Source organism: Aestuariimicrobium soli (assembly GCF_051192575.1).
In the GTDB taxonomy this organism is placed as follows: Bacteria; Actinomycetota; Actinomycetes; order Propionibacteriales; family Propionibacteriaceae; genus Aestuariimicrobium; species Aestuariimicrobium soli.
In genome coordinates, this window is record NZ_JBPJSQ010000010.1 from 41,663 (window position 1) to 62,098 (window position 20,436).

Here is a 20,436-nt window from a genome sequence, read left to right on the forward strand (position 1 = left end):
CCGGCGAGCCCACCACACGGCGGTCGGACCCTCATGGATTCATGAGGGTCCGACCGCCGTGGTGGTGAAGGTCAGGCTCGCAGGCGGGCGATGATGGCGTCGAGCTGCCGGGCGGTGTTCACCAACGGCAGGTCGGGGTTCTCGGCATGCATCGCCGGGCCGACCGAGTTGTAGTCCATGCCGCGAGCGAACTCGGCGATCACCATCACCCGATCACCGTCGACCAGCACGAGCACGCCGTTCCACAGGCCTTCCTCGTTGTCGACGACGATCATCTGGGTGGAGAAGTCGACCCGCACGCCGTCGACAGTGGTGGTCTTCTCGTTCTGGGCCTTGGCCGGCACGTCGCCGGCCCCCTTCACCCGCGAGGGGCAGGTGTCGTTCCAGCCGCGAATGGTGTCGGCCAGCGCACTGGCCTGCGCGGCCGAGCCGAGCTGAATGAGGTGCGCCCTCGTGAACGTGCCACTGCCGTTGGTGAAGATCGCCGTCTTGGCCGCGACGATCCCCGGCTGCTGGGCGAGACCGTTCTCGCAGAGCCAGAAGGTCTGTTCCTCCGAGGCCGTGCCCAACTCGTCGAGCACCATCGGCGTGATCACGTCGCCCGGCTTCTGCAGGTAGATCTCCTGGTTGGTCGGCAGGTTGTCGCTCGTGATGGCATCGACGGCGGGCTTGCTGACCTGGCTCGCGGGTGAGCTCGGGTTGCCGGGTGAGCTGGGGTCGACCGCTGAACTGGAACTGCCGGAGGGCGTCGAGGTGGCGCTCGGCGCGACCGACGACGTGGACACCGAGGGCGCCGTGACGCTGGGTGCCGTGACGCTGGGGGTCGCCTGACTCGGGCTGCCGGCAATGTCGGGGCCAGTCGTCCGCTGGAAACCTCCCGTGCCCAGCACGACACCGGCGCCGGCCAGGACGGCGACACCGAGGGTCGCACCGGCAATCGTGGCCCGGCGGGTCGCCCGGCGGCGATCCCCGAGGCGTCGGACTTCGCGTGCTTCGAGCATGGGGACCCCCTGGGCGTCGGAGCCGAAGGACTGCCAGGCATCGTCCAGTGGCCCGTTGGAATTCTTGAATGGCTGGTCGCCGGGGTTCTGCGGGGTGTGGACATCAGGCATGACGCGCCTCCAGATCATCGGAGAGCAGGCGGGCCAGGGCGGCCCGTCCGCGTGACAACCGGGCCTTGACGGTTCCGGTCGGCGAGCCGACTTCGTCGGCGATCTCGGCGACACTCAGGTCGCACAGGTGATGCAGCACGATGACTCGTCGCTGATCGGAGGGGAGTTGGTCGAGGGCCCGGTCAAGGGCCACGCGGGTGGGGCTGGGGGAGGCGTGCGCCTGCATGGGCTCCAACGCCCGATCGGGTTGGCGGAAGGCACGTCGTGCCTTGCGCCAGCGGGAGACGGACAGGCGGTAAGCGGTGGTGCGAACCCACGCCTCGGGATGCTGCTCGCTGTCGAGCTGCTTGCGATGGTCCCAAGCGCGGATGAAGGCTTCCTGCACACAGTCCTGCGCCTCGGTGAGGTTGCCGCACATGCCGTAGACCTGCGCGACCAGCTTCGAGAAGGACTGTCGGTAGAAGGCGTCGAAGGTCTGTTCGTCCATGGTTCGCCACCTCCTTCCTGACGTGTGGGTGACGGGCGTCGTCGGTGGTCAACTGTCACGTCTACTACGCCCGGGTGGCGGGTCGGGTTGCATGGGAGCGGTGGGTTTCGTGCCGATTTCGCCGTGCGGCTCCTGCCATGGCAGAATGGTCTGCTGTTGCCCGGCCCGCGGCTCCTGCCATGGGGGGATCGTCCGAGGACGGGGAACTGACCACCAGATACTTTCACGGGTGACCCATGGCACCGGCGAGGACACCATCATGAGCCAGCTGATCGATCAGATCGACCAGGCGTCGCTGCGCGACGACATCCCCACCTTCCGTGCCGGCGACTCCGTCAAGGTGCACGTGAAGGTCATCGAGGGCAACCGCTCTCGTGTGCAGGTCTTCGCCGGCGTGGTGATCTCGCGCACCGGTGGCGGTGTTCGCGAGTCGTTCACCGTGCGCAAGGTGTCGTTCGGCACCGGTGTCGAGCGCACCTTCCCGCTGCACTCCCCGATCATCGAGAAGATCGAGGTCGAGCGTCACGGTGACGTGCGTCGCGCCAAGCTGTACTACCTGCGCGGTCTGCGCGGCAAGGCTGCCAAGATCAAGGAGAAGCGCGAGGCCTGAGGCCTGCTCACTCCGCCCGAGACGTCCCGGCCCCCTGTGGGGGTGCGGGACGTTTTGCGTGGGTCGACCCGCGGGCGCGCCGGGTGGCGGGCGTCGCGGCTCGTGCAGGGCACCTAGGATGAGGTGGTCACAGGGCGCCGGGTGCGCCCCATCCACCGAGGAGTAGCGCGTGAGCGACGAGACCACCCCGCCCGTGGCGGACGAGCCCGAGGATTCGGGGACGACGAAACCGCCGCGCAAGGGGGGGCTCCTCGTGCTCCTCGGCTGGGTGCAGGAGATCGTCGTGGTCGCCGTCATCGCCCTGGTGATCTCATCGCTGATCCGCGCCTTCCTGGGCCAGGTCTTCGTGATCCCGTCGGGCTCGATGGAGAACACCTTGTTGATCAACGACCGGGTGGTGGTCAGCAAGGTGACGTCGGTGCACCGCGGCGACGTGGTGGTCTTCAAGGATCCCGGCGGTTGGTTGGCCCCGGCCGCGCAGCCCACCGGTTGGCGCAAGGCCGCCGAGTTTCTGGGGGTGCTGCCCGACACCAGCGACCAGCACCTGATCAAGCGCATCATCGGCATGCCGGGCGACACCGTGAAGTGGAGCCCCGAGCAGAAGCAGTTGAGCGTCAACGGCACTCTGCTCGACGAGTCGACCTACCTCTACAGCGACGCCAGCGGCCTCGTCGCGCCCGCCAGCGTGGCCTTCGAGGTGGTGGTTCCCAAGGACACCGTCTTCGTGATGGGCGACCACCGCAACGACTCCTACGACTCGCGCTGCCATCTGGCCGACATCACCAACGACGGACGACCTCGCGGGGCCTCGGCCTTCGTCCCGATGGCCGACGTCGTGGGTCCGGCCGTGCAGATCGTCGCACCCCTCGATCGCTGGCGCACGATGAAGCGCCCCGCGGTCTTCGACACGGTCGCCTCCGGGGGAGCGGCACCCGAGCAGGCCACCATCGTCCCCGAGGGGGTCGGCTGCCAGTGATTCGTCCCGGACGAGGCCTGTACGGCTACGAGCGGGCGCTCACCCGGGCCGGTTTCGCACCGATCGCGGGCGCGGACGAAGCCGGACGAGGCGCCTGCGCCGGTCCACTGGTGGCGGCGGCCGTCGTGCTGGCCGACACGCCTGCCCGACGGATCACCGGGCTCAAGGACTCCAAGCTGCTCACCGCCAAGGCGAGGGAGCGGTGCTACGACGAGATCATGGCCAAGGCCGTGGCGGTCAGTTGCGTCAGCATCGAGGCGGACGAGTGCGACGACCTCGGCATGCACGTCGCCGACATCCAGGGTCTGCGGCGGGCGGTGCTGCGCCTCGACGTGACTCCCGGCTTCGTGCTCACCGACGGGTTCCCCGTGGACGGTCTGGGCGTGCCGGGACTGGCCGTCTGGAAGGGTGATCGGGTGGCCGCGTGCGTCGCGGCGGCCTCGGTGATCGCCAAGGTCACCCGCGACCGCCGGATGGCCGAGCTGGCCCAGCACTACCCGGACTTCGCGTTCGATGTGCACAAGGGTTACTGCACCGCCGAGCACCAGGCCGAGCTCGAGCGTTTCGGGCCCGTCGACATCCATCGCCGCCGGTTCGAGATCGTCAGGCGAGCGGCTACAGTGAAGGCACCATGAGCGCTGAAGACCTCGAAGCGTACGAGTCGAAACTCGAACTAGACCTGTATCGCGAGTACAAGGACGTCGTCGGCATCTTCACCTATGCGGTCGAGACCGAGCGGCGGTTCTACTTGTGCAACGCGGTCGACCTGAAGGTGCGCACCGAGGGTGGTGACGTCTACTACGAGGTCTCGATGGCCGATGCCTGGGTCTGGGACATGTACCGGCCCGCACGGTTCGTGAAGTCGGCGAAGGTGCTGACCTTCCGAGACGTCTCGATCGAGGAGATCGTGCACTCCGACCTGCAGGTGCCCGACCAGAAGTGAGGTCCCTGCCGCGGCACTGACGGGCCGTGGCTGTGGACAAGTTCGTGCGACACGCCCACCCGTTCGCTGAACCTGTGGATTGTGCGACGAGGGCGCCGACAGCGCGTATCACTCCCGGTAGAGGGAGGTGGTCGCGATGGGCGACGACATGCCGGCGAACCAGAGCACGGCGAACCAGAGCAAGGGGAACCCAAGCACGGGGAACCCCATGCGGGCGACGCAGGTGCTGGGCCGGTGGGGCGAGGAGCAGGCCGCGAGGCACGTGGTCTCGCTCGGGTGGACGGTGCTCGACCGCAACTGGCGCTGCCCGGTGGGCGAACTCGACCTGGTGGCCCGACAACCCGATGGCACGGTCGTCTTCATCGAGGTCAAGACTCGCTCGGGACGAGGGTACGGTGACCCGCTCGAGGCGGTGACCTGCGCGAAGGTGCGCAAGCTCCACGAGCTGGCGCTGTGGTGGTTGCGCGAGCAGAATCGGCCGGCGCGCAAGCTGCGCATCGACGCCATCGGCCTGGTCAGGGACCGCGAGGGCATCGACCTCACGCACGCCCAGGGGATCACCCGATGACGTCGTCGGCGTGGTCGGTGGGCCTGCTCGGGCTGGAGGGGCACCTGGTCGAGGTCGAGGCAGCGAAGGGCGGTGGTCTGCCGCGCACGGTGTTGGTGGGATCACCCGACAAGCCGCTGTACGAGGCCCGTGACCGGGTCAAGGCGGCCATCCAGGGATCGGGTCTGTCGTGGCCGGGCCAGTTGGTGACCATCAACCTGACCCCGGCGGCGCTGCCGAAGTCGGGTACCCACTACGACCTGGCCATCGCGGCCGCCGTGCTGGCAGTGGAACGATCGGTGCCGCGCGACCTGTTGGCGACCACGGTGATGCTCGGTGAACTCCAGCTGGACGGTCGGGTTCGGGCGGTGCGGGGGGTCCTGCCCGGACTGCTCGCTGCCGTCGAGGCCGGCATGACCCGGGCGATCGTCCCGGCCGCGCAGGTTCCGGAGGCAGAACTGGTCGAGGGCCTGACCATCTGGGGGGTCGAGACCTTGGGCGACCTCGTCGACGTGCTCGAGGGCAGGCCCGTCCATCCGCCCCGGCCGGTGCCGGTGGGGGAGCCGCTGCGCGTGATCGGCGAACCCGATCTCGCCGACGTGGCCGGGCAGGCCGAGGCCAGGTTCGCCCTCGAGGTGGCTGCAGCTGGCCGGCATCACCTGTTGCTGCACGGAGCGCCGGGCGTGGGCAAGTCGATGCTGGCCAGCCGACTACCGACGATCCTTCCCGACCTGACCACCGCCGAGGCGCTCGAGGTGTCGGCGATCCATTCGCTCGCGGGCATGCTCGGCGGCAGCCTGGTGACCCGCCCGCCCTACTCCGATCCCCTGCACAACGCCTCGCTGTCGTCGGTGGTGGGCGGCGGTCAGCGCATCGCCCGACCGGGCAGTGTGTCGCTGGCACACCGTGGGGTGCTCTTCCTGGACGAGGCTCCCGAGTTCGGGCCGCACGTGCTCGACGCGTTGCGCACCCCGCTCGAGACCGGCTGGGCCACCATCGCCAGGTCGCAGGTCACCTGCCGGTTCCCCGCCCGCTTCCAGTTGGTGCTCGCGGCCAATCCGTGCCCGTGCGGGAATCACGGTGTCGCGGGCCAGCAGTGTCGGTGCGCCCCCATGGTGGTGCGCCGCTACCAGGAACGGATCTCGGGGCCGATCCGCGACCGGATCGACGTTCAGCAGCACTTGTTGCCGCTGAACAACGCCACGTTGAAGGCCTCGCTCACTCGGGCCGAGCCATCTGCCGCGGTGGCCGAGCGCGTCGCCGAGGCCCGCCAGCGTCAACATCGGCGGTTGGCCGAACTCGGCTTCCACGTCAACGGTGAGGTGCCCGGCAGCGTGCTGCGCCATCACCTACCGGCGCCGGAGGGCGGCGAGCTGGTCGATCTGGCGCTCGTGCGAGGGCAGATCAGCGCCCGGGGAGTCGACAAGGTCGTCCGGATCGCGTGGACCCTGGCCGATTTGGCCGGCCGCGATCGGATCAGCGTGGCAGACACCAGAGCGGCGCTGGCCATGCGCCGCGGTGACCAGGAAGGGGTGGCGGCATGACGTGGGACGAGGATCACCGCGCTCGAGCGGGGTTGGCGAAGGCCAGCGGTGGGGGGTTGCGGGGCTTGGCCGAGTTGGTGGCCGACCATGGCGCACCGGCGGTGTGGGCACGGTTGCGGACCGAGCGGTCCGCGAGCCAGGACACCCATCTGGCGCAACGTGCTCGGCAGGTCGACCTCGCCGAGGTGGAGCAGGCCACCACCAGGCTGGGGCTGCGCTTCGTGGTGCCGGGTGACCCGGAGTGGCCGTCGAGTCTGGGTGACCTGCGGGTTCCCGAACCCGGTCGACTCGACCCCGGGCTGGGCGGGGTTCCGCTCGGTCTGTGGCTGCGTGGACCGCTGTCGCTGGTCGACGTCTCGGGGGTCGCGCTGGTGGGGTCGAGGGCGGCCTCGTCGTACGGGGAGCGCGTGGCGGTCGACCTCGCGGTCGACCTGACGGTGGGCGGGCGCGGGGGCGAGCCCGGCCGCACGGTGGTGAGTGGCGGCGCTTATGGCATCGACGCCGCCGCGCACCGCGGTGCGTTGACGACGGGGGCGACGGTGGCGGTGCTCGCGGGTGGGCTGGATGAGTTCTACCCGAAGGGGAATGAGCGGCTGCTGGCCTCGGTGGCCGAGTCGGGGCTCGTGGTCTCGGAGGTGGCGCCGGGGGCTCGTCCGACCAAGTCGGGGTTCCTGGCCAGGAACCGCATCATCGCGGCCCTGTGTCGCGCCGTGGTGGTGGTCGAGGCTGCCCATCGGTCGGGGGCGCTGAACACGGCTGCGTGGGCCAACCGCATCTCCCGGCCGGTGATGGCGGTGCCCGGGCCGGTCACGTCGTCGATGTCGCAGGGGGCCAACCGCCTGATCGCGACGGGGGAGGCGTCCCTGGTCACCTCGGCGCAGGACATTCGCGACGTGCTGGCGCCGCTGGACGCCGGCCGGGCCGAGGCCGACCGAGGAGTGCAGCCGAGCCTGTTGGACGATCTGCCCGACCTGCTGGTGCAGGTGCGCGAACGCCTGTACCCGCGCCGCCCGACCTCGGTGGACGAGATCGCCGAGGCGACGGGACTGCGACCGCCCGAGTGCCTGGCGGCGCTGGGGGAGCTGGAGGAGCGGGGGTTGGTCGCACCGCATCCGGCGGGGTGGGTCTTGGCCCGACCCCGCCGGGCGGCGGCGTGAGGGAGGTCACGCCCGCGGCGAGCCCCCTGCGGCACTCACGCCAGCAGGCGGTAACCACCCCCGTTGGCGTACCAGACGCCGATTCCGCTCCACTTCTGGCCGCCGATGTTCAGATATCCCTGCAGGGCACCGGTGGAGGCGTTGCGGGCCATCAGGTCGCGACGTCCGCCACCTTCGATGTCGCCGGGCGTCCACATCTGGTTCATGCCCTGCCAGCCGTTGCCGACCTGGGTCTTGGCGATCGGGCTGCCGTCGCGGTTGAGGGTGTGCACCCACAGGCGACCCTGCGAGTCGGCCGTCAACAGGTCGGGGGTCGGGTCACCGATGAAGTCGTCGACGGTGGCCATCAGGCGCACGTCGGTCCAGTTCTGGGCCAGCGTCGTCGGCCCCCGCAGCACGGTGGCGTTGTTGGTGAAGGAGTAGCGCAGCAGTCGATGGTCGGAGCTCAGCGCCAGCAGTTCCGGGCCACCGTCGCCGCCGAGATCCTTCATGATCACCAGCTGGCGCATGCTGCCCCAGCCCTGACCGATCTGCAGGGCGCTCGAGAAGCTGCCGGTCGGGTCGCTGCGATACAACCACAGGGTGCCGTCGCTGCGGCGGGCCACCAGTTCGGTGAGCCCGTCACCGTTGATGTCGGGCAGCTGGCTCAACCAGGCGGTGGTCGACCAGCCGTGCCCGATCTGCACGGGAGTGCCACCCTTGCGGGTGCCGGGAACGGTGGGAATCCACCACAGGGCGCCCGCACTGTCGACGGTCACCACGTCGGCCAGGCTGTCGGCGACGCGGCCAGCGCTGACCGCGAAGCTGCCGTCGGAGCGCTGCACCAGCGAGCCGTGCTGGAACTGCTGCAGCAGCGTGCCGGAGCTCGTCCGCATGCGATCGGTGACCGCCAGCCCCAGTTGGCTCTTGACGTCGGGGTGCTGGTTCAGCCAGCTGAGCACCGGCGGGTAGACCAGCACAGCCTTGCTGCTGGTGCTCCAGTGCACCTCGCCGTTGGGGAACCTGGCAACCAGCCCACCCGAGCGGGCGACGGGGTTGCTGATCAGCATGCCGAGGTTGTCGTACCCGGCGGCACGGGCGCGCGAGGCCATCGGGGCGTTCAGCTGCAGCACCTGCTTGGCCGTCGTCAGGAACAGGCTTCCCTTCGTGAAGTCGACCACGCGGCCACCGGCCAGGTTGCGTTCCAGCACGTAGGGCGAGCCCAGCTGGCCCGATTCCCCACCGAGCTGCAGCCAGCGTGCCTGCAGGGTGGTCGTGGTGCTGAGGGCTGCGGTCACCTGGGTGCGCAGCGTCGGCAGGAACGCCCGCAGGTTGGTGCCCGGGCAGTCGGTCGACATCACGTCGCCGTGACCCGAGATGATGTTGATGGTCTTGCCGGCCAGCGTCACCTTGCCCTCGGCGGGGCGGTAGTTGTTCGCCAGTTTCCAGGCGATCACCCGGGTGAGGGCGCTCTTGGTCTCGGCGGTCACCGCGGCGGTGTTGGAGTTCATCATCACGCTGACGCCGAACGTGTTGGTGTTCCACAACGTGGCATGGGCCCCGTGCACCGGGTACTCGAGACCGCCATGGCGACCCTCGAAGATCTGGCCGTACTTGTCGACCAGCGCGTTGTAACCGATGTCGCACCAGCCACGATCCAGCACGTGGAAGCGGTAGATGCCGCGCACGATCGACGCCGACTGATCCTTGGAATAGGAGTTGACGCCCGCGGTGTGGTGCACGATCACGGCCCGGGTGGTGCTGTCGTAGTCGGGCGGAACGCAGTCGGCGCCGTTGGTGGCGAGCAGGCTTTCGTCCGCACCCCAAGCCGCGCGGCTGATCACGGCGGGCTTGGGCACGTAGCCCGAGACGGCCTGCGTCGAGACGCTGGCGGGGATGTCGTCGGCAGGCACCTGCTCGGGGTCGATCAGCGTGGCCTTCGCCCCCACGACGCTGCCGCCGTCGCTCGTGACGACACGTGCCTGCAGGCCGGTGGCGCCGTCGGTGTAGGCGGGATCGGTTCCGGGTCGTCCGCCCTCACTGGGGTCGACGTCGAGGGTCTGCCACGGCGACCACGTCTTGTCGTGGCGCACGCGGTACTGCACGCTCACCGTGCCGGTCTGGGACGACCAGGTGAAGCCCAGCAGATCGAAGGGCTGGGTGGCGGTTTCCTGCATCGTGGCCACCACGGAGTAGGTCTTCTGGTCAACCGTCACCTTCGTGGATCCGGTGGCGGGCGACAGGGAGACATGCTCGGTGTCGACACGTGGGGCGGCCTGCGCCTGTGGCGGGGAGGTGGTGAGTGCCAAAGCGGCCACCATCGTCGTGACGGTGGTGGCGGCGAGCACGCGACGGGCATACGTCATGGGACTGCTCACATTCGGGGGGTCTGCGGGCGGAGAGGCGTCCCGGGCTGGGACGGCCCGACCCCATCGTGACCACATCGGGGGTCGGATTGCACCTCGGATGGTCAACGGAGCGGCCGCCGGACGGATCGTCCCGACTGAAACCCTGCAGTCGTACTTCAGGCGTGGGGTTCTGAGAAGCTGTGACGACGAGCGGCGGGCGTCGCGATGGGGAAGGTGAACCATGAGGTTCTATGCACGAGGGTGGAGGGCAACCCGACAGGCGGGTGGCGACATCATTGTTCTGGCCTGGGTGGTGGTGTGGGTCTGGTTGGGTACGGTCGTGCACGGTGTCATCAATGAGCTCGCCGGTCCGGCGCGCCAGACGGCGAAGACCTCGGGCGAGCTGGCGGCGCGAATGCGCGAGGCCAGCGGTCAGCTTGGCAGGGTGCCCGGGGTGGGTGACCAGCTCGCCCGGCCGTTCGACGGCATGGCAGGCGATCTCGACCAGCTGGTGACCCAGGCCAACGGGCAGGTGGCGACGATCGGCACTGTGGCCTGGGTGATGGGAGTCCTCACCGCCGCGGCCCCGATCGCCCTCGTCCTGCTGCTCTGGCTTCCGCGACGAGTGTCGTTCGCCCGCAACTCCGCGGCAGCGCAGAAGTTCATCGACGCCGACGCCGACCTTGACCTGTTCGCCCTCCGCGCGATGGCCAACCAGCCGATGCCGGTGCTCGCCAACATCTCCAACGATCCCATGGGGGCCTGGCGTCGGCGTGATCGTGAGGTCATTCGCAAACTGGCCAAACTCGAACTCGACAGGGTCGGACTGTCCATGCCGGCCCCGACGGCGCTCAGGTCTGGGACAGCAACCCCCGAACAGCCCGATCGCTGACACGTGCCACCAGGTCGGGATCGGCACCGGCATCCACCTGCCGGAAGGCCGACTCCAGCAGCCCTCGGGTCAGGGCCGCAGACGCCTGGGCGGTCGCTTCGTCCGCGGTCAGTTCATGCCAGGCATCGCCGACGACATCGCGCATCGAGGCGTGGGCGGCATCCATCACGGGCTGAACGGCGGGGGAGACCTTCCACGTGCGGGCCGCGTTCATCATCCAGCCGTGGCCGGTGAGGGCGGCCTGGTCGATGTTCGCCCGCACCCAACGACGGATCCGCTCGCCCGGTTCCGTCACCCCCGCCAAGGCCTCGTCGACGGCCCGCGTCCAGGCCGGCAGGTGACGTTCGAGCACGAGTGCCGGCAGGTCGTCGACCGAGTCGACGTAGCGGTAGATGCTGTTGCGGGCAATGCCGGCCGCCTTCGTCACGGCGCCAGCAGTGAGTCCCTCGGGCTGGCCGCTGCGCAGCAGTTGCTCCGCGGCGTCGATGAGCCGCTCACGCACGATGGCGCGGTGCTCGGCAACCGTGGGTGCATCGATCCTGGGCATGGGGTGATTCTCCCACGGCCGATCGCCTCGCCACCCGTCCGTCGTCAACTTGACGACATGGTGTCGCAAACCTACGCTGGAGATGTTTGAGACACACTGTCGCGAAAGAGGAGCGACCATGACCACCCGTACCGATCGACCCGTCACCGCACCCGTGAGCACCGTGGACGAGCCTCGCCCGTCCCGACGTGACTGGATCGGCTTGGGGGTGCTGGCCACGGCTCTGGCGATGATCGTGCTCGACGGCACCATCGTGGGGGTGGCCCTGCCGGTCATCATGGGTGACCTGCGGTTGTCGCTGACCACGGCCCAGTGGGTCAACAGCCTGTACTCCGTCGTCTTCGCCGCCCTGCTGCTCACCGCCGGCCGGCTCGGTGACCGGCTGGGGCGCAGGGCGCTGCTGATCGCCGGGGTGGGCATCTTCGTCGTGGGCAGCGTCGTCGCCGTGCTCGCCCCCGGAGCCACCGCGTTGCTCGCCGCCCGGGCCGTGCAGGGTGTCGGCGGCGCGCTGATCCTGCCCTCGACCCTGTCGACCGTCAACGCCACCTTCCGGAGACGAGACCGTGCCGCCGCCTTCGGCGTCTGGGGAGCCGTGATGTCGGGGGCGGCCGCCATCGGTCCGCTGCTGGGCGGGTGGCTGACGACCGCCGCGAACTGGCGCTGGATCTTCTGGGTCAACGTTCCGATCGGCGTCGCCGTGGTCGCGGCCGCCGTGGTTGTCGTGCGCGAGTCGACGGGCGAGGGGGAGGGCGAGTCGGCGGGAAGGCGCGCTTCCCGCAGGGGGTTCGACCTGGCCGGTCCGGTGCTGTCGGCCGTTGGGTTCGCCAGCCTGGTGTTCGGCCTCATCGAGGGGAACGATCTGGGCTGGTGGGCGCCCAAGGCTGCCCTCGATCTGGGCCTGGTCAACTGGGGCACGGGGGCGCCGATCTCGGCGGTGCCGGTGTCGTTGGCGATTGGCGTGATCGCGCTGGTCGCGTTCGTGCTCGACCAAGTGCGCCGGGAGCGCGCGGATCGTCCGCGGGTGCTGGAGGTGTCGCTGTTCTCACTGCCCACGTTCGCCTGGGGCAATCTGACGGCCGGGCTGGTCGCGGCGGGGGAGTTCGCCCTCGTCTTCGTGCTCCCGCTGTACCTGGTGACGTCCCTGCAACTGTCCACGATGGGGGCCGGGCTGGTGCTGGCCGCGATGGCCGCCGGCGCCTTCGTCTCGGGCGCCCTCGCCCGGCACCTCTCGGCCGCCCTCGGTGCGACCCGGGTGGTCGTGCTGGGGTTGGCGCTGGAGTTGGCCGGTGTGGCGCTCACCGCGCTGGCCGTCAACGGCGAGGCGCACCAGTGGTGGGTGGCCGCCGCGTTGCTGCCCTACGGGCTCGGCTTGGGCCTGGCCTCGGCGCAGCTCACGTCGACGGTGTTGGCCGACGTGCCGGTCGAGACCTCGGGCACGGGGTCCGCGGTGCAGAGCACCGTGCGGCAGGTCGGGTCGGCCCTGGGCAGCGCCATCGGTGGTACCGCGCTGTCGATGGCCCTCGGGTCCGCGACGGTCGGACGAGCCTCGGCCGCCGACTTCGCCCATGCCAGCTCGGCAGCCGTGTGGGTGTCGGGCGGGGTGCTCGCCCTCGGTTTGGTCGCGGCCGTGCAGGTGATGCGGGCCGCCGACCGCTAGTCCTCGCCCGGGTCGTCCTGGTCGTCAGGGGTGGCGTGGGTGCGGGCCGAAGCCACAGCTGACGCCGACACCGTGAAGGTCTGCCCGGCGCCCACAACGAACGATGCGGCCGACGTGGGCGCCGGCTTCACGGGTGCGGTGACCGCCTCGTCGTGGGCCGGGCCCAGTTCGGGAGGCGCTCCCGGGGTGGTCGGTCGCACGGATTCACCCATCGCCTTCGCCAGTGCCTGGGCGATGGCGCCCCCGGTGCCGGGGCTGAACTTCCGGATCTCGGCCATGCCGCCATGCTATGACGAGGCTGGGTGGTCAGGATGCAGCACCACAGCCCGAGCGTTGCGCACCAGGAAACGCTCGCCCTGGGGTGCTGCATCCTGACCACGAGGGGGGCACAAACGGCAGGTCCCGAGACATCCATCGATGTCTCGGGACCTGCTGTCGTACCTGTGTCCGAGAGAGGACTTGAACCTCCATGCCCTTAACGGGCACTAGCACCTCAAGCTAGCGCGTCTACCTATTCCGCCACCCGGACTCCACCGCCCGGTCGCCCGGACAGCCCTTGAACAATAGCACCAGAGACCCGGCACCTGAAATCGAGTGGACGAGCCCCGCCACTCGCGTGCTGGCTTGGCAGGATGGGCCCCATGGCAGCCTCCCAGTCACCGCCCATGACCCCCTCGGATGCGGCCACCCGCACGGCCGACGCCGAGGTGGTCGACATCTGCCGCGACCTGATCACCTACGACACCACCAACTTCGGGGCGGGGGAGTCGAAGGGCGAACGCGAGTGCGCCGAGCGGGTCGCTGAGTACCTCGACGAGGTGGGCATCACCTCGGAACTGATCGAGACCGAACCCCGCCGCACCACCCTGGTGGCCCACTGGGAGCCCGAGGGCGTCGACACCTCGATCCCGCCGCTGCTGATCCACTGCCACACCGACGTGGTGCCGGCGATGGCGGCCGACTGGTCGGTCGACCCGTTCGCGGCCGAGGTGCGCGACGACATGCTCTGGGGGCGCGGTGCGGTCGACATGAAGGACTTCGACGCCATGCTGCTCTCGGTGGTGCGCTCCCGCGTCCGTGAGGGCCGCGCCCCCCGTCGTCCGATCAGGATGGTCTTCTTCGCCGACGAGGAGGCGGGCGGCGAACTCGGCTCGCACACCCTGGCGCGCACCCGCCCGGAGTTGTTCAACGACTGCAGCGACGCCATCTCGGAAGTCGGCGGCTTCTCGCTCACCGTGCGCGACGACCTGCGGCTGTACCTCGTGCAGACCGCGGAGAAGGGGTTGATCTGGCTCAAGTTGATCGCCGAGGGCACCGCCGGTCACGGCTCGATGCGTCACCACGACAACGCGGTCACCGAGTTGGCCGGGGCGATCCACCGCATCGGCACGCACACCTGGCCCGACCGCCTGCACCCGGCGCAGAAGGCGTTCCTGGCCGAGATCGAGGACGCGTTCGGCATCGAGGTCGACAACGACAACGTCGAGCAGACCCTCGAGCGGCTCGGCTCCATCGCCCGCATGATCGGGGCCACCATGCACAACACGGTGAACCCGACCATGGTCGATGCGGGCTACAAGGCCAACGTGATTCCCGGACGAGCCGAGGCCCAACTCGACGGCCGCTTCATCCCCGGCTTCGAGGACGAGCTCATCGAGACGGTCAAGCAACTGGCCGGCCCGAAGATTCAGGTCGAGGCCACGGTGCGCCGCCGCGCCGTCGAGACCGAGTTCGCGGGTGGGCTGGTCGATGCCATGCAGTGGAGCCTCAGCCAGGAGGATCCGCACGCGAAGGCCGTGCCGTACCTGCTCAGCGCGGGCACCGACGCCAAGGGGTTCGAGGGCATGGACATCAACTGCTTCGGCTTCGCCCCGCTGCGGCTTCCACCCGACCTCGACTTCACCGCCCTCTTCCACGGGGTGGACGAGCGGGTGCCGCTGGAGTCACTGAAGTTCGGCGCGCGCGTGCTCGACCACTTCCTGGATCGGGCCTGAGGCTCAGGCGCGACCCACGTTCGGGCCACCGGAGACGTCGTCCAGCGCCCTGGTGATCTCGGCCGGCAGGTTCACGCCGACGACCGCCAACAGTTCCGCCAACTGGGCGGGCGTGCGCGGGCCGATCAGTGCCGACGCCACCCCGGGGGCATCCCTGGTCCAGAGCAGCGCCACCTGGGCCGGGGTCAGCTCCAGGCCCTCGGCGGCCAGCGCGACGGCATCGGTGATGGCGCGTGGTTTCGGTTCCAGGTACGGCTCGACGAACCAGGAGAAGTGTTCGAGGGCACCGCGGCTGTCGCGGGGGGTGCCGGTGCGGTACTTGCCGGTCAGCACACCGCGCCCGACCGCCGACCAGGCCAACACCCCCAGCCCGAGCGCCTGGGCGGCGGGCACCACCTCGACCTCGGCGCGCCTGGCCAGCAGCGAGTACTCGACCTGCGCCGAGACGACCTGCGCTCGTCCGGGAACCGCGCGCTGCCAGGTGGCCGCCTGCGCGGTCTGCCAGCCCACGAAGTTGGAGACGCCCACGTAGCGGGTCATGCCCTGGCTGACGGCGTGGTCGAGGGCCGCCAGCGTCTCGTCCAGGGGGGCATCGCCCCAGGCGTGCACCTGCCACAGGTCGACGTGGTCGGTGTGCAGTCGCCGCAGCGACTCCGCGAGATCGTTCAGCATGGCCCGGCGCGAGGTGTCGACCACCCTGCGCCCGTCGTGCAATCCGAATCCCGCCTTCGTGGCGATCACGAGATCGTCGCGGCGGAGGTCGGTGTGGATCGCCTTGCCGATGATCTTCTCGGCCACGCCCTGACCGTAGGCGGGTGCGGTGTCGACCAACGTGCCGCCGCCGGCCACGAACTCGCGCAGCAGCATGCGGGCCACCTCGGGACTGGTGTCGCGACCCCAGGTCATCGTGCCCAGTCCCAGGGCCGACACCTTCAGTCCCGATGCGCCGACGTGGCGTTCCTGCATGCCCTTCACTCCCGACACCCTAGCCATGCCGGGCCCGAGAAGGTCTGCCACACCCCCACTGCGTCACGGCCAGACCCCTCACTTCCACAGCAGGCGCAACAGGGTCAGTTCCACGCCGTTCACGACCTCGGTGCGCATCAGTCCGTCCCACCTGGCCCCTTCGCGTTGGTAGAACCGGATGCCGTCGGTGTTCTCGTTGAGTACCCACACCACCAGCGGACGACGCGACTCCCGCAGCACCTGGGTCAGCAGCGCGGCCCCGACCCCCGCCCGCCGGTGGTCGGGATGCACCCACAGGTCCCACACCTCGTCGGCCCCAACCTTTCCGGACAGGTCGGGGTCGGCGGTCGGCCCGCAGCTGATGAACCCGCGCAGCATCCCGGCCTCGTCGTCCACCAGCACCCGGGTGGCTCGTCCGGGCTGCAGCTGCGACGTCCACCGGGCCAAACACGCGTCGGACGACTCGGGCGTCTCGGCGAGCACCCGGTCGTCGACGAGGCCGCGGTAGGCCTCCCAGCCCAGCCGGTGCAGTTCGGCGATCTGGGGGGCGTCGGCGACGACGGCGGCACGCAGCATGCGACTAGTCTCGCCGACATGAGCACCCTGGTTCTGATCCGTCACGGCCGCAGCACCTCCAATGCGGCCGGCACCCTGGCCGGTCGCACCCCCGGCATCGTCCTCGACGACGTCGGGCGACAGCAGGCCGAGACTCTGGGTGACCGCCTGGCGGGTGTGCAGCCCGCGGCCGTCGTGTGTTCACCGCTCGAGCGGTGCCAGCAGACGATCAGGATCGCGCTCGACCGGGCCGGGATCGACACCGAGGTCACCACGGACGACCGCGTGCAGGAGACCGACTACGGGCAGTGGTCGGGCCGTCCGCTGAAGGAACTGGCCACCGAACCCGGCTGGGCCACGGTGCAGACGTCGCCGAGCACCGCCGAGTTTCCCGGCGGCGAGCGCATGTTGGCGGTGCGCGAGCGCATGGTCGAGACGGTGCTCGACTGGAACGCACGCCTGCCCGCGGAGGCCGTCTGGCTGCTGGTCAGCCATGGCGACCCGATCAACGGGCTGCTGACCTGGGCGTTGGGCATGGACTACGACCGGGTGCAGTCGCTGATGGTCGACCCGGCCTCCACGTCGGTGGTCCACCTGCCGCCGCCGGATGCCACCGAGGAACGGGGCATCGTGCGGGTGGCGTGCGTCAACGGGGTGGCCGGGCCGTTGAGAGCGTTCGTGCGTCCGCCGACGGCCGCGGGCGGGCAGGTCGGGGGCGGAACCGGGGCCACCGGGGAGGCTGACCAACCCGCGGGCGGCGACGCCGAGGTGGAGCCATCTTCTAGGGTGAGGCCATGAGCAGGGCGATCCACAGCTTCCACGATCCCGACCGCTTCGTCTCGGGCACCATCGGTCAGCCGGGCCAGCGCGCCTTCTACCTGCAGGTGCGCGAGGGCAACCGCATCGTCAGCGTCGGGCTCGAGAAGGAGCAGGTGCAGGTGTTGGCCGAGCACCTGGAGCGCATCATGGACGAGCTCGAGAAACTGCTGGACGATGCCACCGTCGTGGTGGCCCCGCACGTCGACGTGGCCGACGACCTCGAACCCCTCGACCAGCCCCTCGATGAGGAGTTCCGCGTCGGTTCGATGGCCCTTGCCTGGGATTCCGGCCGCGGGAAGATCGCCATCGAGTTGTTCAGCATCGACGACGAGGGGGAGGAGTCGGGCGATTCGGTCGACCTGCGCCTGACCACCGCCGAGGCACGCCAGTTCGTGGCCCGGTCGCGGGCGCTCGTCGAGTCGGGACGACCGGCCTGCCCGTTCTGCCTGCAGCCGATCAACCCCGACGGACACATCTGCCCGCGCGCCAACGGCTACCGACGGCCCCTCTTCGCCCGTGACTGACCCTGAGAAGAGTTCGCCCGAGGGGAGCGGGCCTGAGGAGACCGGTACCGAGGAGTCCGGCCCCGAGGAAACCGGCCCCGAGGAGTTCGATCTCACCCAACCACCCGGGGCCACCCCCGAACTGGCGACACCGCCGGTGGGCCAGCTCGAGATCGTCGGCCGGCTCGTCCGCGCATCGAATGCGACCTTCCTGGTGGCGGACGAATCCGGCCGCCGCTGGGTCTACAAGCCGCTGCGCGGGGAGGCCCCGCTGCACGACTTCCCGACGGGAACCTTGGGGCAACGAGAGATCGCTGCGCACGACCTCTCCCGAGCCGCCGGCTTCGACTGCGTGCCCTTCACCTGCCGGGCGGAGGGTCCGTTCGGTGTCGGCTCGGTGCAGCACTGGGTCGACGACGCGGTCGATGACCTGGCCGCCCTGGTGCTCGTCGACGAGGTGCCCGACGACTGGTTCGGCATGGTCGTGGGCGCCGACGAGCAGGACCGCGACATCGCCCTGGTGCACGCGAATCACGCGCTGTTGCGTCGGCTGGCCCTGTTCGACGTGGTCACCAACAACGCCGACCGCAAGGGTGGTCATGTGCTGCACCGCCGGGCGGCGGACGGGGTGACCGAGGCCGTCTTCGGCGCCGACCACGGGCTCACCTTCAACGCCGACCCGAAGCTGCGCACGATTCTGTGGGGGTGGGCCGGGGAGCCGTTCAGCCCAGCCGAGGTGAGCCTGCTGCGGCGCACGTTGGAGGTGGCCGACGAGGCCCTGTCGCCGTGGCTGACCGACGCCGAGCTCGATGCCACGCATGAGCGGGTGACCGCCGCTCTGGCGGCCGGCACCTTCCCCGAGCAGCCGGACGAGGGCTGGCGCACCATTCCGTGGCCGCCCATCTGAGATGGCCCGATCCCACGAGTGCGATTCCCCGACTCCTTCCAGCCCGAACCGGCGTCGAACGCAAACTTCTACACCGTGGCTCGGGTGATCCCTGTTTTCGCGGGGTCACCCGAGCCACGGTGTAGAAGTTGGTGACTCACCAGGCGGCGGCCACCGCCTGGGCGAACCAGTCCTGCGGGTCTTCGTCGAGTCCCTTGCGGTTGAACCAGTCGCACAGGTTGGTGCAGTCGCGCAGCAGCCACTCGTTGGCCTGCGGGTGGATCACCAACTCGACCGCCTGGGGCACGTCGATGACCCACAGTCGGCCGTCGTGCACCAGCGTGTTGTAGGGCGACAGGTCACCGTGCACCCAGCCGAGTGAGGCGAACCCCACGACCACCGCTCGGGCCTGCGCGGCCAGGTCGACCAGTTCCTCGCGGGTGGGCGAGACCTGCACCAATCGCGGTGCCGCCTGCCCCTCGTCCGGGTCGCCGATGAACTCCATCAACAGCTCGGTGCCGTACACCTGCACCGGGTAGGGCACCGGCAGGCCGGCCAGCCAGAACCGCGAGAGCAGCCCGAACTCGCGCACCGCCCACTCGGCGACGGCCACCTGCCGGCCGAGGTCGGTGCCCTTGCGCTTGGCGCGGGTCTCGCGCGTCTCCCGCTGGCGGATTCCCGCCAGATAGGTGTCGAACCCGACGAAGGAACGGTGGTCGTGGGCGCGGTAGCGCTTGGCCACCAGGAGCGACCATTCGCCGACAGCCCCGGTGCGTTCCTCCGGAATGAGGGCACGCTCGAGCAGGTGGGCATCGGCCTCCTTGCCGGTCTTGAGCACGCCGAGATCGGTGTCGCGGGCGGCCTCGTGTTGCACCACCCAGTCGGGAATCGGGTCGGGGCCCTGGGTGACGTCGCGATCGGGCCAGGTCGACCAGCGTTCACCGTCGTTCAGGTCGGTGTCGCCGAAGGTGAGATCGACTGATGACCAGTCGAAGGAAGAAGCATTCACAGCGTGAACTCCTGGAAAGGGGTCCGGAGGGCTGTGATTCAGGCAGCGCCTCCGAGGACGAATACGTGATGGGCATGCAGCCGTGCATGGGCCATGGCGTCCTCCTTCCAGCGGGCGCGCCCCTCGTGGGCGGGCGTGGGCGACAGCGTAGGCACTCGTCCGCCGGATTGTCACGCGAATAACGGCGAACGAGGGCGTGACAGAGTCGGCCCATGACCACAAGGCCCATGACCCCACGGCCCATGACCCCAGGCCCCGTGCCCGACCCGCCGCCCGCCGTCGCCCTGGTCGGCCCGCACGTCACCCTCGAACCACTGGGCCCCGACTCCTCGTCCGAGGTGATGGACGAACTGGTGGCCGCCATCGGCCGACCCGAGACGTTCGCCGCGGGCTGGGGAGGCGGCCCGGCCGCCTGGACCGACGATCCCGCGGCGCTGGCCGCCCTGCTCGCCGGCTATCTGCCCGGGCTGCGGTCGTCCGGACTGACCTACCTGGTCAGGTGGGACGGCAGGTGCGTCGGCACCACCTCGGTGGGCGAGTTCGAACCGGCCAAAGAGCGCTGCCACCTCGGCTGGACGGCCTACGCACCGCAGGCGTGGGGGACCGTCGTGAACCCCGAGGCCAAGCTGCTGCTGCTCGGCCACCTGTTCGATCACGGCTGGGGGCGGGTGCGCATCCAGGCCGACTCGATCAACGAACGCTCCCGCCGCGCCATCGCCGGCATCGGTGCCACCTTCGAGGGCATCACCCGACGCGACCAGCGGCGCGCCGACGGCAGTTGGCGCGACGCCGCCGTGTTCTCGGTGATCGTGGACGAGTGGCCCGCTGTTCGCTCCCGGCTGAGGGCACGCGTGGATGGCTGGACCGGGCCGTCTCCGCACGGGGGGCCGTCGCTAGGCTGAGGG

Annotated in this window: 22 protein-coding genes and 1 tRNA gene; 14 read left to right on the plus strand and 9 right to left on the minus strand. The window is 69.9% G+C overall.

Annotated features, from left to right (window positions below; translation table 11 throughout):
- Positions 1-71: 71 nt before the first annotated feature.
- A complete protein-coding gene (locus ACSDQ9_RS11915; protein ID WP_435147308.1) occupies positions 72-1,112 on the minus strand; it encodes a hypothetical protein in 1,041 nt (346 codons plus the stop codon).
- Positions 1,105-1,599, minus strand: coding sequence for an RNA polymerase sigma factor (locus ACSDQ9_RS11920; protein WP_435147310.1), 495 nt, complete (start codon positions 1,597-1,599; stop codon positions 1,105-1,107). Before ACSDQ9_RS11920 ends, ACSDQ9_RS11915 begins: the two co-directional genes overlap by 8 nt.
- Before the next feature lie 259 nt (positions 1,600-1,858).
- Here ACSDQ9_RS11920 and rplS point away from each other — a divergent pair, with 259 nt between their 5' ends.
- From rplS to dprA, 7 genes are all read left to right on the plus strand, one after another.
- Positions 1,859-2,209, plus strand: coding sequence for a 50S ribosomal protein L19 (gene rplS / locus ACSDQ9_RS11925; protein ID WP_435147383.1), 351 nt, complete (start codon positions 1,859-1,861; stop codon positions 2,207-2,209).
- A 169-nt stretch (positions 2,210-2,378) separates the two neighbouring features.
- Positions 2,379-3,185, plus strand: a complete 807-nt coding sequence (lepB, locus tag ACSDQ9_RS11930) for a signal peptidase I (protein WP_435147311.1) — start codon at positions 2,379-2,381, stop codon at positions 3,183-3,185.
- Positions 3,182-3,820, plus strand: coding sequence for a ribonuclease HII (locus tag ACSDQ9_RS11935; RefSeq protein WP_435147313.1), 639 nt, complete (start codon positions 3,182-3,184; stop codon positions 3,818-3,820). The genes lepB and ACSDQ9_RS11935 overlap by 4 nt, the downstream gene beginning before the upstream one ends.
- Positions 3,817-4,128, plus strand: coding sequence for a DUF2469 domain-containing protein (locus ACSDQ9_RS11940; protein WP_022909891.1), 312 nt, complete (start codon positions 3,817-3,819; stop codon positions 4,126-4,128). Before ACSDQ9_RS11935 ends, ACSDQ9_RS11940 begins: the two co-directional genes overlap by 4 nt.
- A 208-nt stretch (positions 4,129-4,336) precedes the next feature.
- Positions 4,337-4,696 carry a YraN family protein gene (locus ACSDQ9_RS11945; RefSeq protein WP_435147315.1) on the plus strand — a complete coding sequence of 120 codons (360 nt, stop codon included), beginning with the start codon at positions 4,337-4,339 and terminating at the stop codon, positions 4,694-4,696.
- Positions 4,693-6,219 (plus strand): YifB family Mg chelatase-like AAA ATPase, encoded by a 1,527-nt coding sequence (locus tag ACSDQ9_RS11950; RefSeq protein ID WP_435147317.1) that lies wholly within the window; start codon positions 4,693-4,695, stop codon positions 6,217-6,219. Before ACSDQ9_RS11945 ends, ACSDQ9_RS11950 begins: the two co-directional genes overlap by 4 nt.
- Complete coding sequence (gene dprA, locus ACSDQ9_RS11955) at positions 6,216-7,376, plus strand: DNA-processing protein DprA (RefSeq protein WP_435147319.1); 1,161 nt, start codon at positions 6,216-6,218, stop codon at positions 7,374-7,376. The genes ACSDQ9_RS11950 and dprA overlap by 4 nt, the downstream gene beginning before the upstream one ends.
- 35 nt (positions 7,377-7,411) lie before the next feature.
- Here dprA and ACSDQ9_RS11960 read toward each other — a convergent pair whose 3' ends face one another.
- Positions 7,412-9,733, minus strand: a complete 2,322-nt coding sequence (locus tag ACSDQ9_RS11960) for an FG-GAP-like repeat-containing protein (protein ID WP_435147320.1) — start codon at positions 9,731-9,733, stop codon at positions 7,412-7,414.
- Positions 9,734-9,944: 211 nt separating this feature from the next.
- Here ACSDQ9_RS11960 and ACSDQ9_RS11965 point away from each other — a divergent pair, with 211 nt between their 5' ends.
- Positions 9,945-10,595: a hypothetical protein gene (locus ACSDQ9_RS11965; protein ID WP_435147322.1), complete on the plus strand. Its 651-nt coding sequence runs from the start codon at positions 9,945-9,947 to the stop codon at positions 10,593-10,595.
- Here the strand turns inward: ACSDQ9_RS11965 and ACSDQ9_RS11970 are convergent.
- Complete coding sequence (locus ACSDQ9_RS11970; protein WP_435147324.1) at positions 10,555-11,142, minus strand: TetR/AcrR family transcriptional regulator; 588 nt, start codon at positions 11,140-11,142, stop codon at positions 10,555-10,557. The genes ACSDQ9_RS11965 and ACSDQ9_RS11970 overlap by 41 nt on opposite strands.
- A 118-nt stretch (positions 11,143-11,260) precedes the next feature.
- Here ACSDQ9_RS11970 and ACSDQ9_RS11975 point away from each other — a divergent pair, with 118 nt between their 5' ends.
- Entirely contained in the window at positions 11,261-12,799 is a 1,539-nt protein-coding gene (locus ACSDQ9_RS11975; RefSeq protein WP_435147325.1) for an MFS transporter, read from the plus strand.
- Here ACSDQ9_RS11975 and ACSDQ9_RS11980 read toward each other — a convergent pair.
- Together ACSDQ9_RS11980 and ACSDQ9_RS11985 are read right to left on the minus strand one after the other, a co-directional pair.
- Complete coding sequence (locus tag ACSDQ9_RS11980; protein WP_435147327.1) at positions 12,796-13,077, minus strand: hypothetical protein; 282 nt, start codon at positions 13,075-13,077, stop codon at positions 12,796-12,798. The two genes, ACSDQ9_RS11975 and ACSDQ9_RS11980, sit on opposite strands and share 4 nt — an antisense overlap.
- Before the next feature lie 166 nt (positions 13,078-13,243).
- Positions 13,244-13,328 (minus strand) — tRNA-Leu (locus ACSDQ9_RS11985).
- Positions 13,329-13,440: 112 nt separating this feature from the next.
- Here ACSDQ9_RS11985 and ACSDQ9_RS11990 point away from each other — a divergent pair.
- On the plus strand, positions 13,441-14,793 hold the full coding sequence (locus ACSDQ9_RS11990; RefSeq protein ID WP_435147329.1) for a M20/M25/M40 family metallo-hydrolase: 1,353 nt from the start codon (positions 13,441-13,443) through the stop codon (positions 14,791-14,793).
- Positions 14,794-14,796: 3 nt separating this feature from the next.
- Here ACSDQ9_RS11990 and ACSDQ9_RS11995 read toward each other — a convergent pair whose 3' ends face one another.
- Positions 14,797-15,759, minus strand: coding sequence for an aldo/keto reductase (locus ACSDQ9_RS11995; protein WP_435147385.1), 963 nt, complete (start codon positions 15,757-15,759; stop codon positions 14,797-14,799).
- A 78-nt stretch (positions 15,760-15,837) separates the two neighbouring features.
- The gene (locus ACSDQ9_RS12000; protein WP_435147331.1) at positions 15,838-16,335 is read right to left on the minus strand and encodes a GNAT family N-acetyltransferase; all 498 of its coding nucleotides are present in this window, start codon (positions 16,333-16,335) and stop codon (positions 15,838-15,840) included.
- Between the two features lie 18 nt (positions 16,336-16,353).
- On the opposite strand from ACSDQ9_RS12000, the gene ACSDQ9_RS12005 reads away from it, so the two are divergent.
- The 3 genes from ACSDQ9_RS12005 to ACSDQ9_RS12015 are packed head-to-tail and all read left to right on the plus strand — an operon-like array spanning position 16,354 to position 18,543.
- Positions 16,354-17,112, plus strand: a complete 759-nt coding sequence (locus ACSDQ9_RS12005; RefSeq protein WP_435147333.1) for an MSMEG_4193 family putative phosphomutase — start codon at positions 16,354-16,356, stop codon at positions 17,110-17,112.
- Positions 17,109-17,657, plus strand: coding sequence for a DUF3090 family protein (locus ACSDQ9_RS12010; RefSeq protein ID WP_435147335.1), 549 nt, complete (start codon positions 17,109-17,111; stop codon positions 17,655-17,657). The genes ACSDQ9_RS12005 and ACSDQ9_RS12010 overlap by 4 nt, the downstream gene beginning before the upstream one ends.
- Positions 17,650-18,543, plus strand: coding sequence for an SCO1664 family protein (locus ACSDQ9_RS12015; RefSeq protein WP_435147336.1), 894 nt, complete (start codon positions 17,650-17,652; stop codon positions 18,541-18,543). The genes ACSDQ9_RS12010 and ACSDQ9_RS12015 overlap by 8 nt, the downstream gene beginning before the upstream one ends.
- A 136-nt stretch (positions 18,544-18,679) precedes the next feature.
- On the opposite strand, the gene ACSDQ9_RS12020 is transcribed toward ACSDQ9_RS12015, so the two are convergent.
- Positions 18,680-19,531, minus strand: a complete 852-nt coding sequence (locus tag ACSDQ9_RS12020) for a serine protein kinase RIO (protein ID WP_435147338.1) — start codon at positions 19,529-19,531, stop codon at positions 18,680-18,682.
- 212 nt (positions 19,532-19,743) lie between these two features.
- Between ACSDQ9_RS12020 and ACSDQ9_RS12025 the strand changes: the two genes are divergently transcribed.
- Positions 19,744-20,433 (plus strand): GNAT family N-acetyltransferase, encoded by a 690-nt coding sequence (locus ACSDQ9_RS12025; protein ID WP_435147340.1) that lies wholly within the window; start codon positions 19,744-19,746, stop codon positions 20,431-20,433.
- Positions 20,434-20,436 lie beyond the last annotated feature (3 nt).

What these genes read in the sequence shown, in the direction of transcription:
- ACSDQ9_RS11965 (WP_435147322.1), top strand. Translation starts at nt 9,945, where the DNA reads ATGAGGTTCTATGCACGAGGGTGGAGGGCAACCCGACAGGCGGGTGGC.
- ACSDQ9_RS12010 (WP_435147335.1), top strand. Translation starts at nt 17,109, where the DNA reads ATGAGCAGGGCGATCCACAGCTTCCACGATCCCGACCGCTTCGTCTCG.
- ACSDQ9_RS11945 (WP_435147315.1), top strand. Translation starts at nt 4,337, where the DNA reads ATGCGGGCGACGCAGGTGCTGGGCCGGTGGGGCGAGGAGCAGGCCGCG.
- rplS (WP_435147383.1), top strand. Translation starts at nt 1,859, where the DNA reads ATGAGCCAGCTGATCGATCAGATCGACCAGGCGTCGCTGCGCGACGAC.
- ACSDQ9_RS11980 (WP_435147327.1), bottom strand. Translation starts at nt 13,077, where the DNA reads ATGGCCGAGATCCGGAAGTTCAGCCCCGGCACCGGGGGCGCCATCGCC.
- ACSDQ9_RS11915 (WP_435147308.1), bottom strand. Translation starts at nt 1,112, where the DNA reads ATGCCTGATGTCCACACCCCGCAGAACCCCGGCGACCAGCCATTCAAG.
- ACSDQ9_RS11995 (WP_435147385.1), bottom strand. Translation starts at nt 15,759, where the DNA reads ATGCAGGAACGCCACGTCGGCGCATCGGGACTGAAGGTGTCGGCCCTG.
- ACSDQ9_RS11975 (WP_435147325.1), top strand. Translation starts at nt 11,261, where the DNA reads ATGACCACCCGTACCGATCGACCCGTCACCGCACCCGTGAGCACCGTG.
- ACSDQ9_RS11950 (WP_435147317.1), top strand. Translation starts at nt 4,693, where the DNA reads ATGACGTCGTCGGCGTGGTCGGTGGGCCTGCTCGGGCTGGAGGGGCAC.
- ACSDQ9_RS11990 (WP_435147329.1), top strand. Translation starts at nt 13,441, where the DNA reads ATGGCAGCCTCCCAGTCACCGCCCATGACCCCCTCGGATGCGGCCACC.
- ACSDQ9_RS12025 (WP_435147340.1), top strand. Translation starts at nt 19,744, where the DNA reads ATGACCACAAGGCCCATGACCCCACGGCCCATGACCCCAGGCCCCGTG.
- dprA (WP_435147319.1), top strand. Translation starts at nt 6,216, where the DNA reads ATGACGTGGGACGAGGATCACCGCGCTCGAGCGGGGTTGGCGAAGGCC.
- ACSDQ9_RS12000 (WP_435147331.1), bottom strand. Translation starts at nt 16,335, where the DNA reads ATGCTGCGTGCCGCCGTCGTCGCCGACGCCCCCCAGATCGCCGAACTG.
- ACSDQ9_RS11920 (WP_435147310.1), bottom strand. Translation starts at nt 1,599, where the DNA reads ATGGACGAACAGACCTTCGACGCCTTCTACCGACAGTCCTTCTCGAAG.
- ACSDQ9_RS11940 (WP_022909891.1), top strand. Translation starts at nt 3,817, where the DNA reads ATGAGCGCTGAAGACCTCGAAGCGTACGAGTCGAAACTCGAACTAGAC.
- ACSDQ9_RS11970 (WP_435147324.1), bottom strand. Translation starts at nt 11,142, where the DNA reads ATGCCCAGGATCGATGCACCCACGGTTGCCGAGCACCGCGCCATCGTG.
- ACSDQ9_RS12005 (WP_435147333.1), top strand. Translation starts at nt 16,354, where the DNA reads ATGAGCACCCTGGTTCTGATCCGTCACGGCCGCAGCACCTCCAATGCG.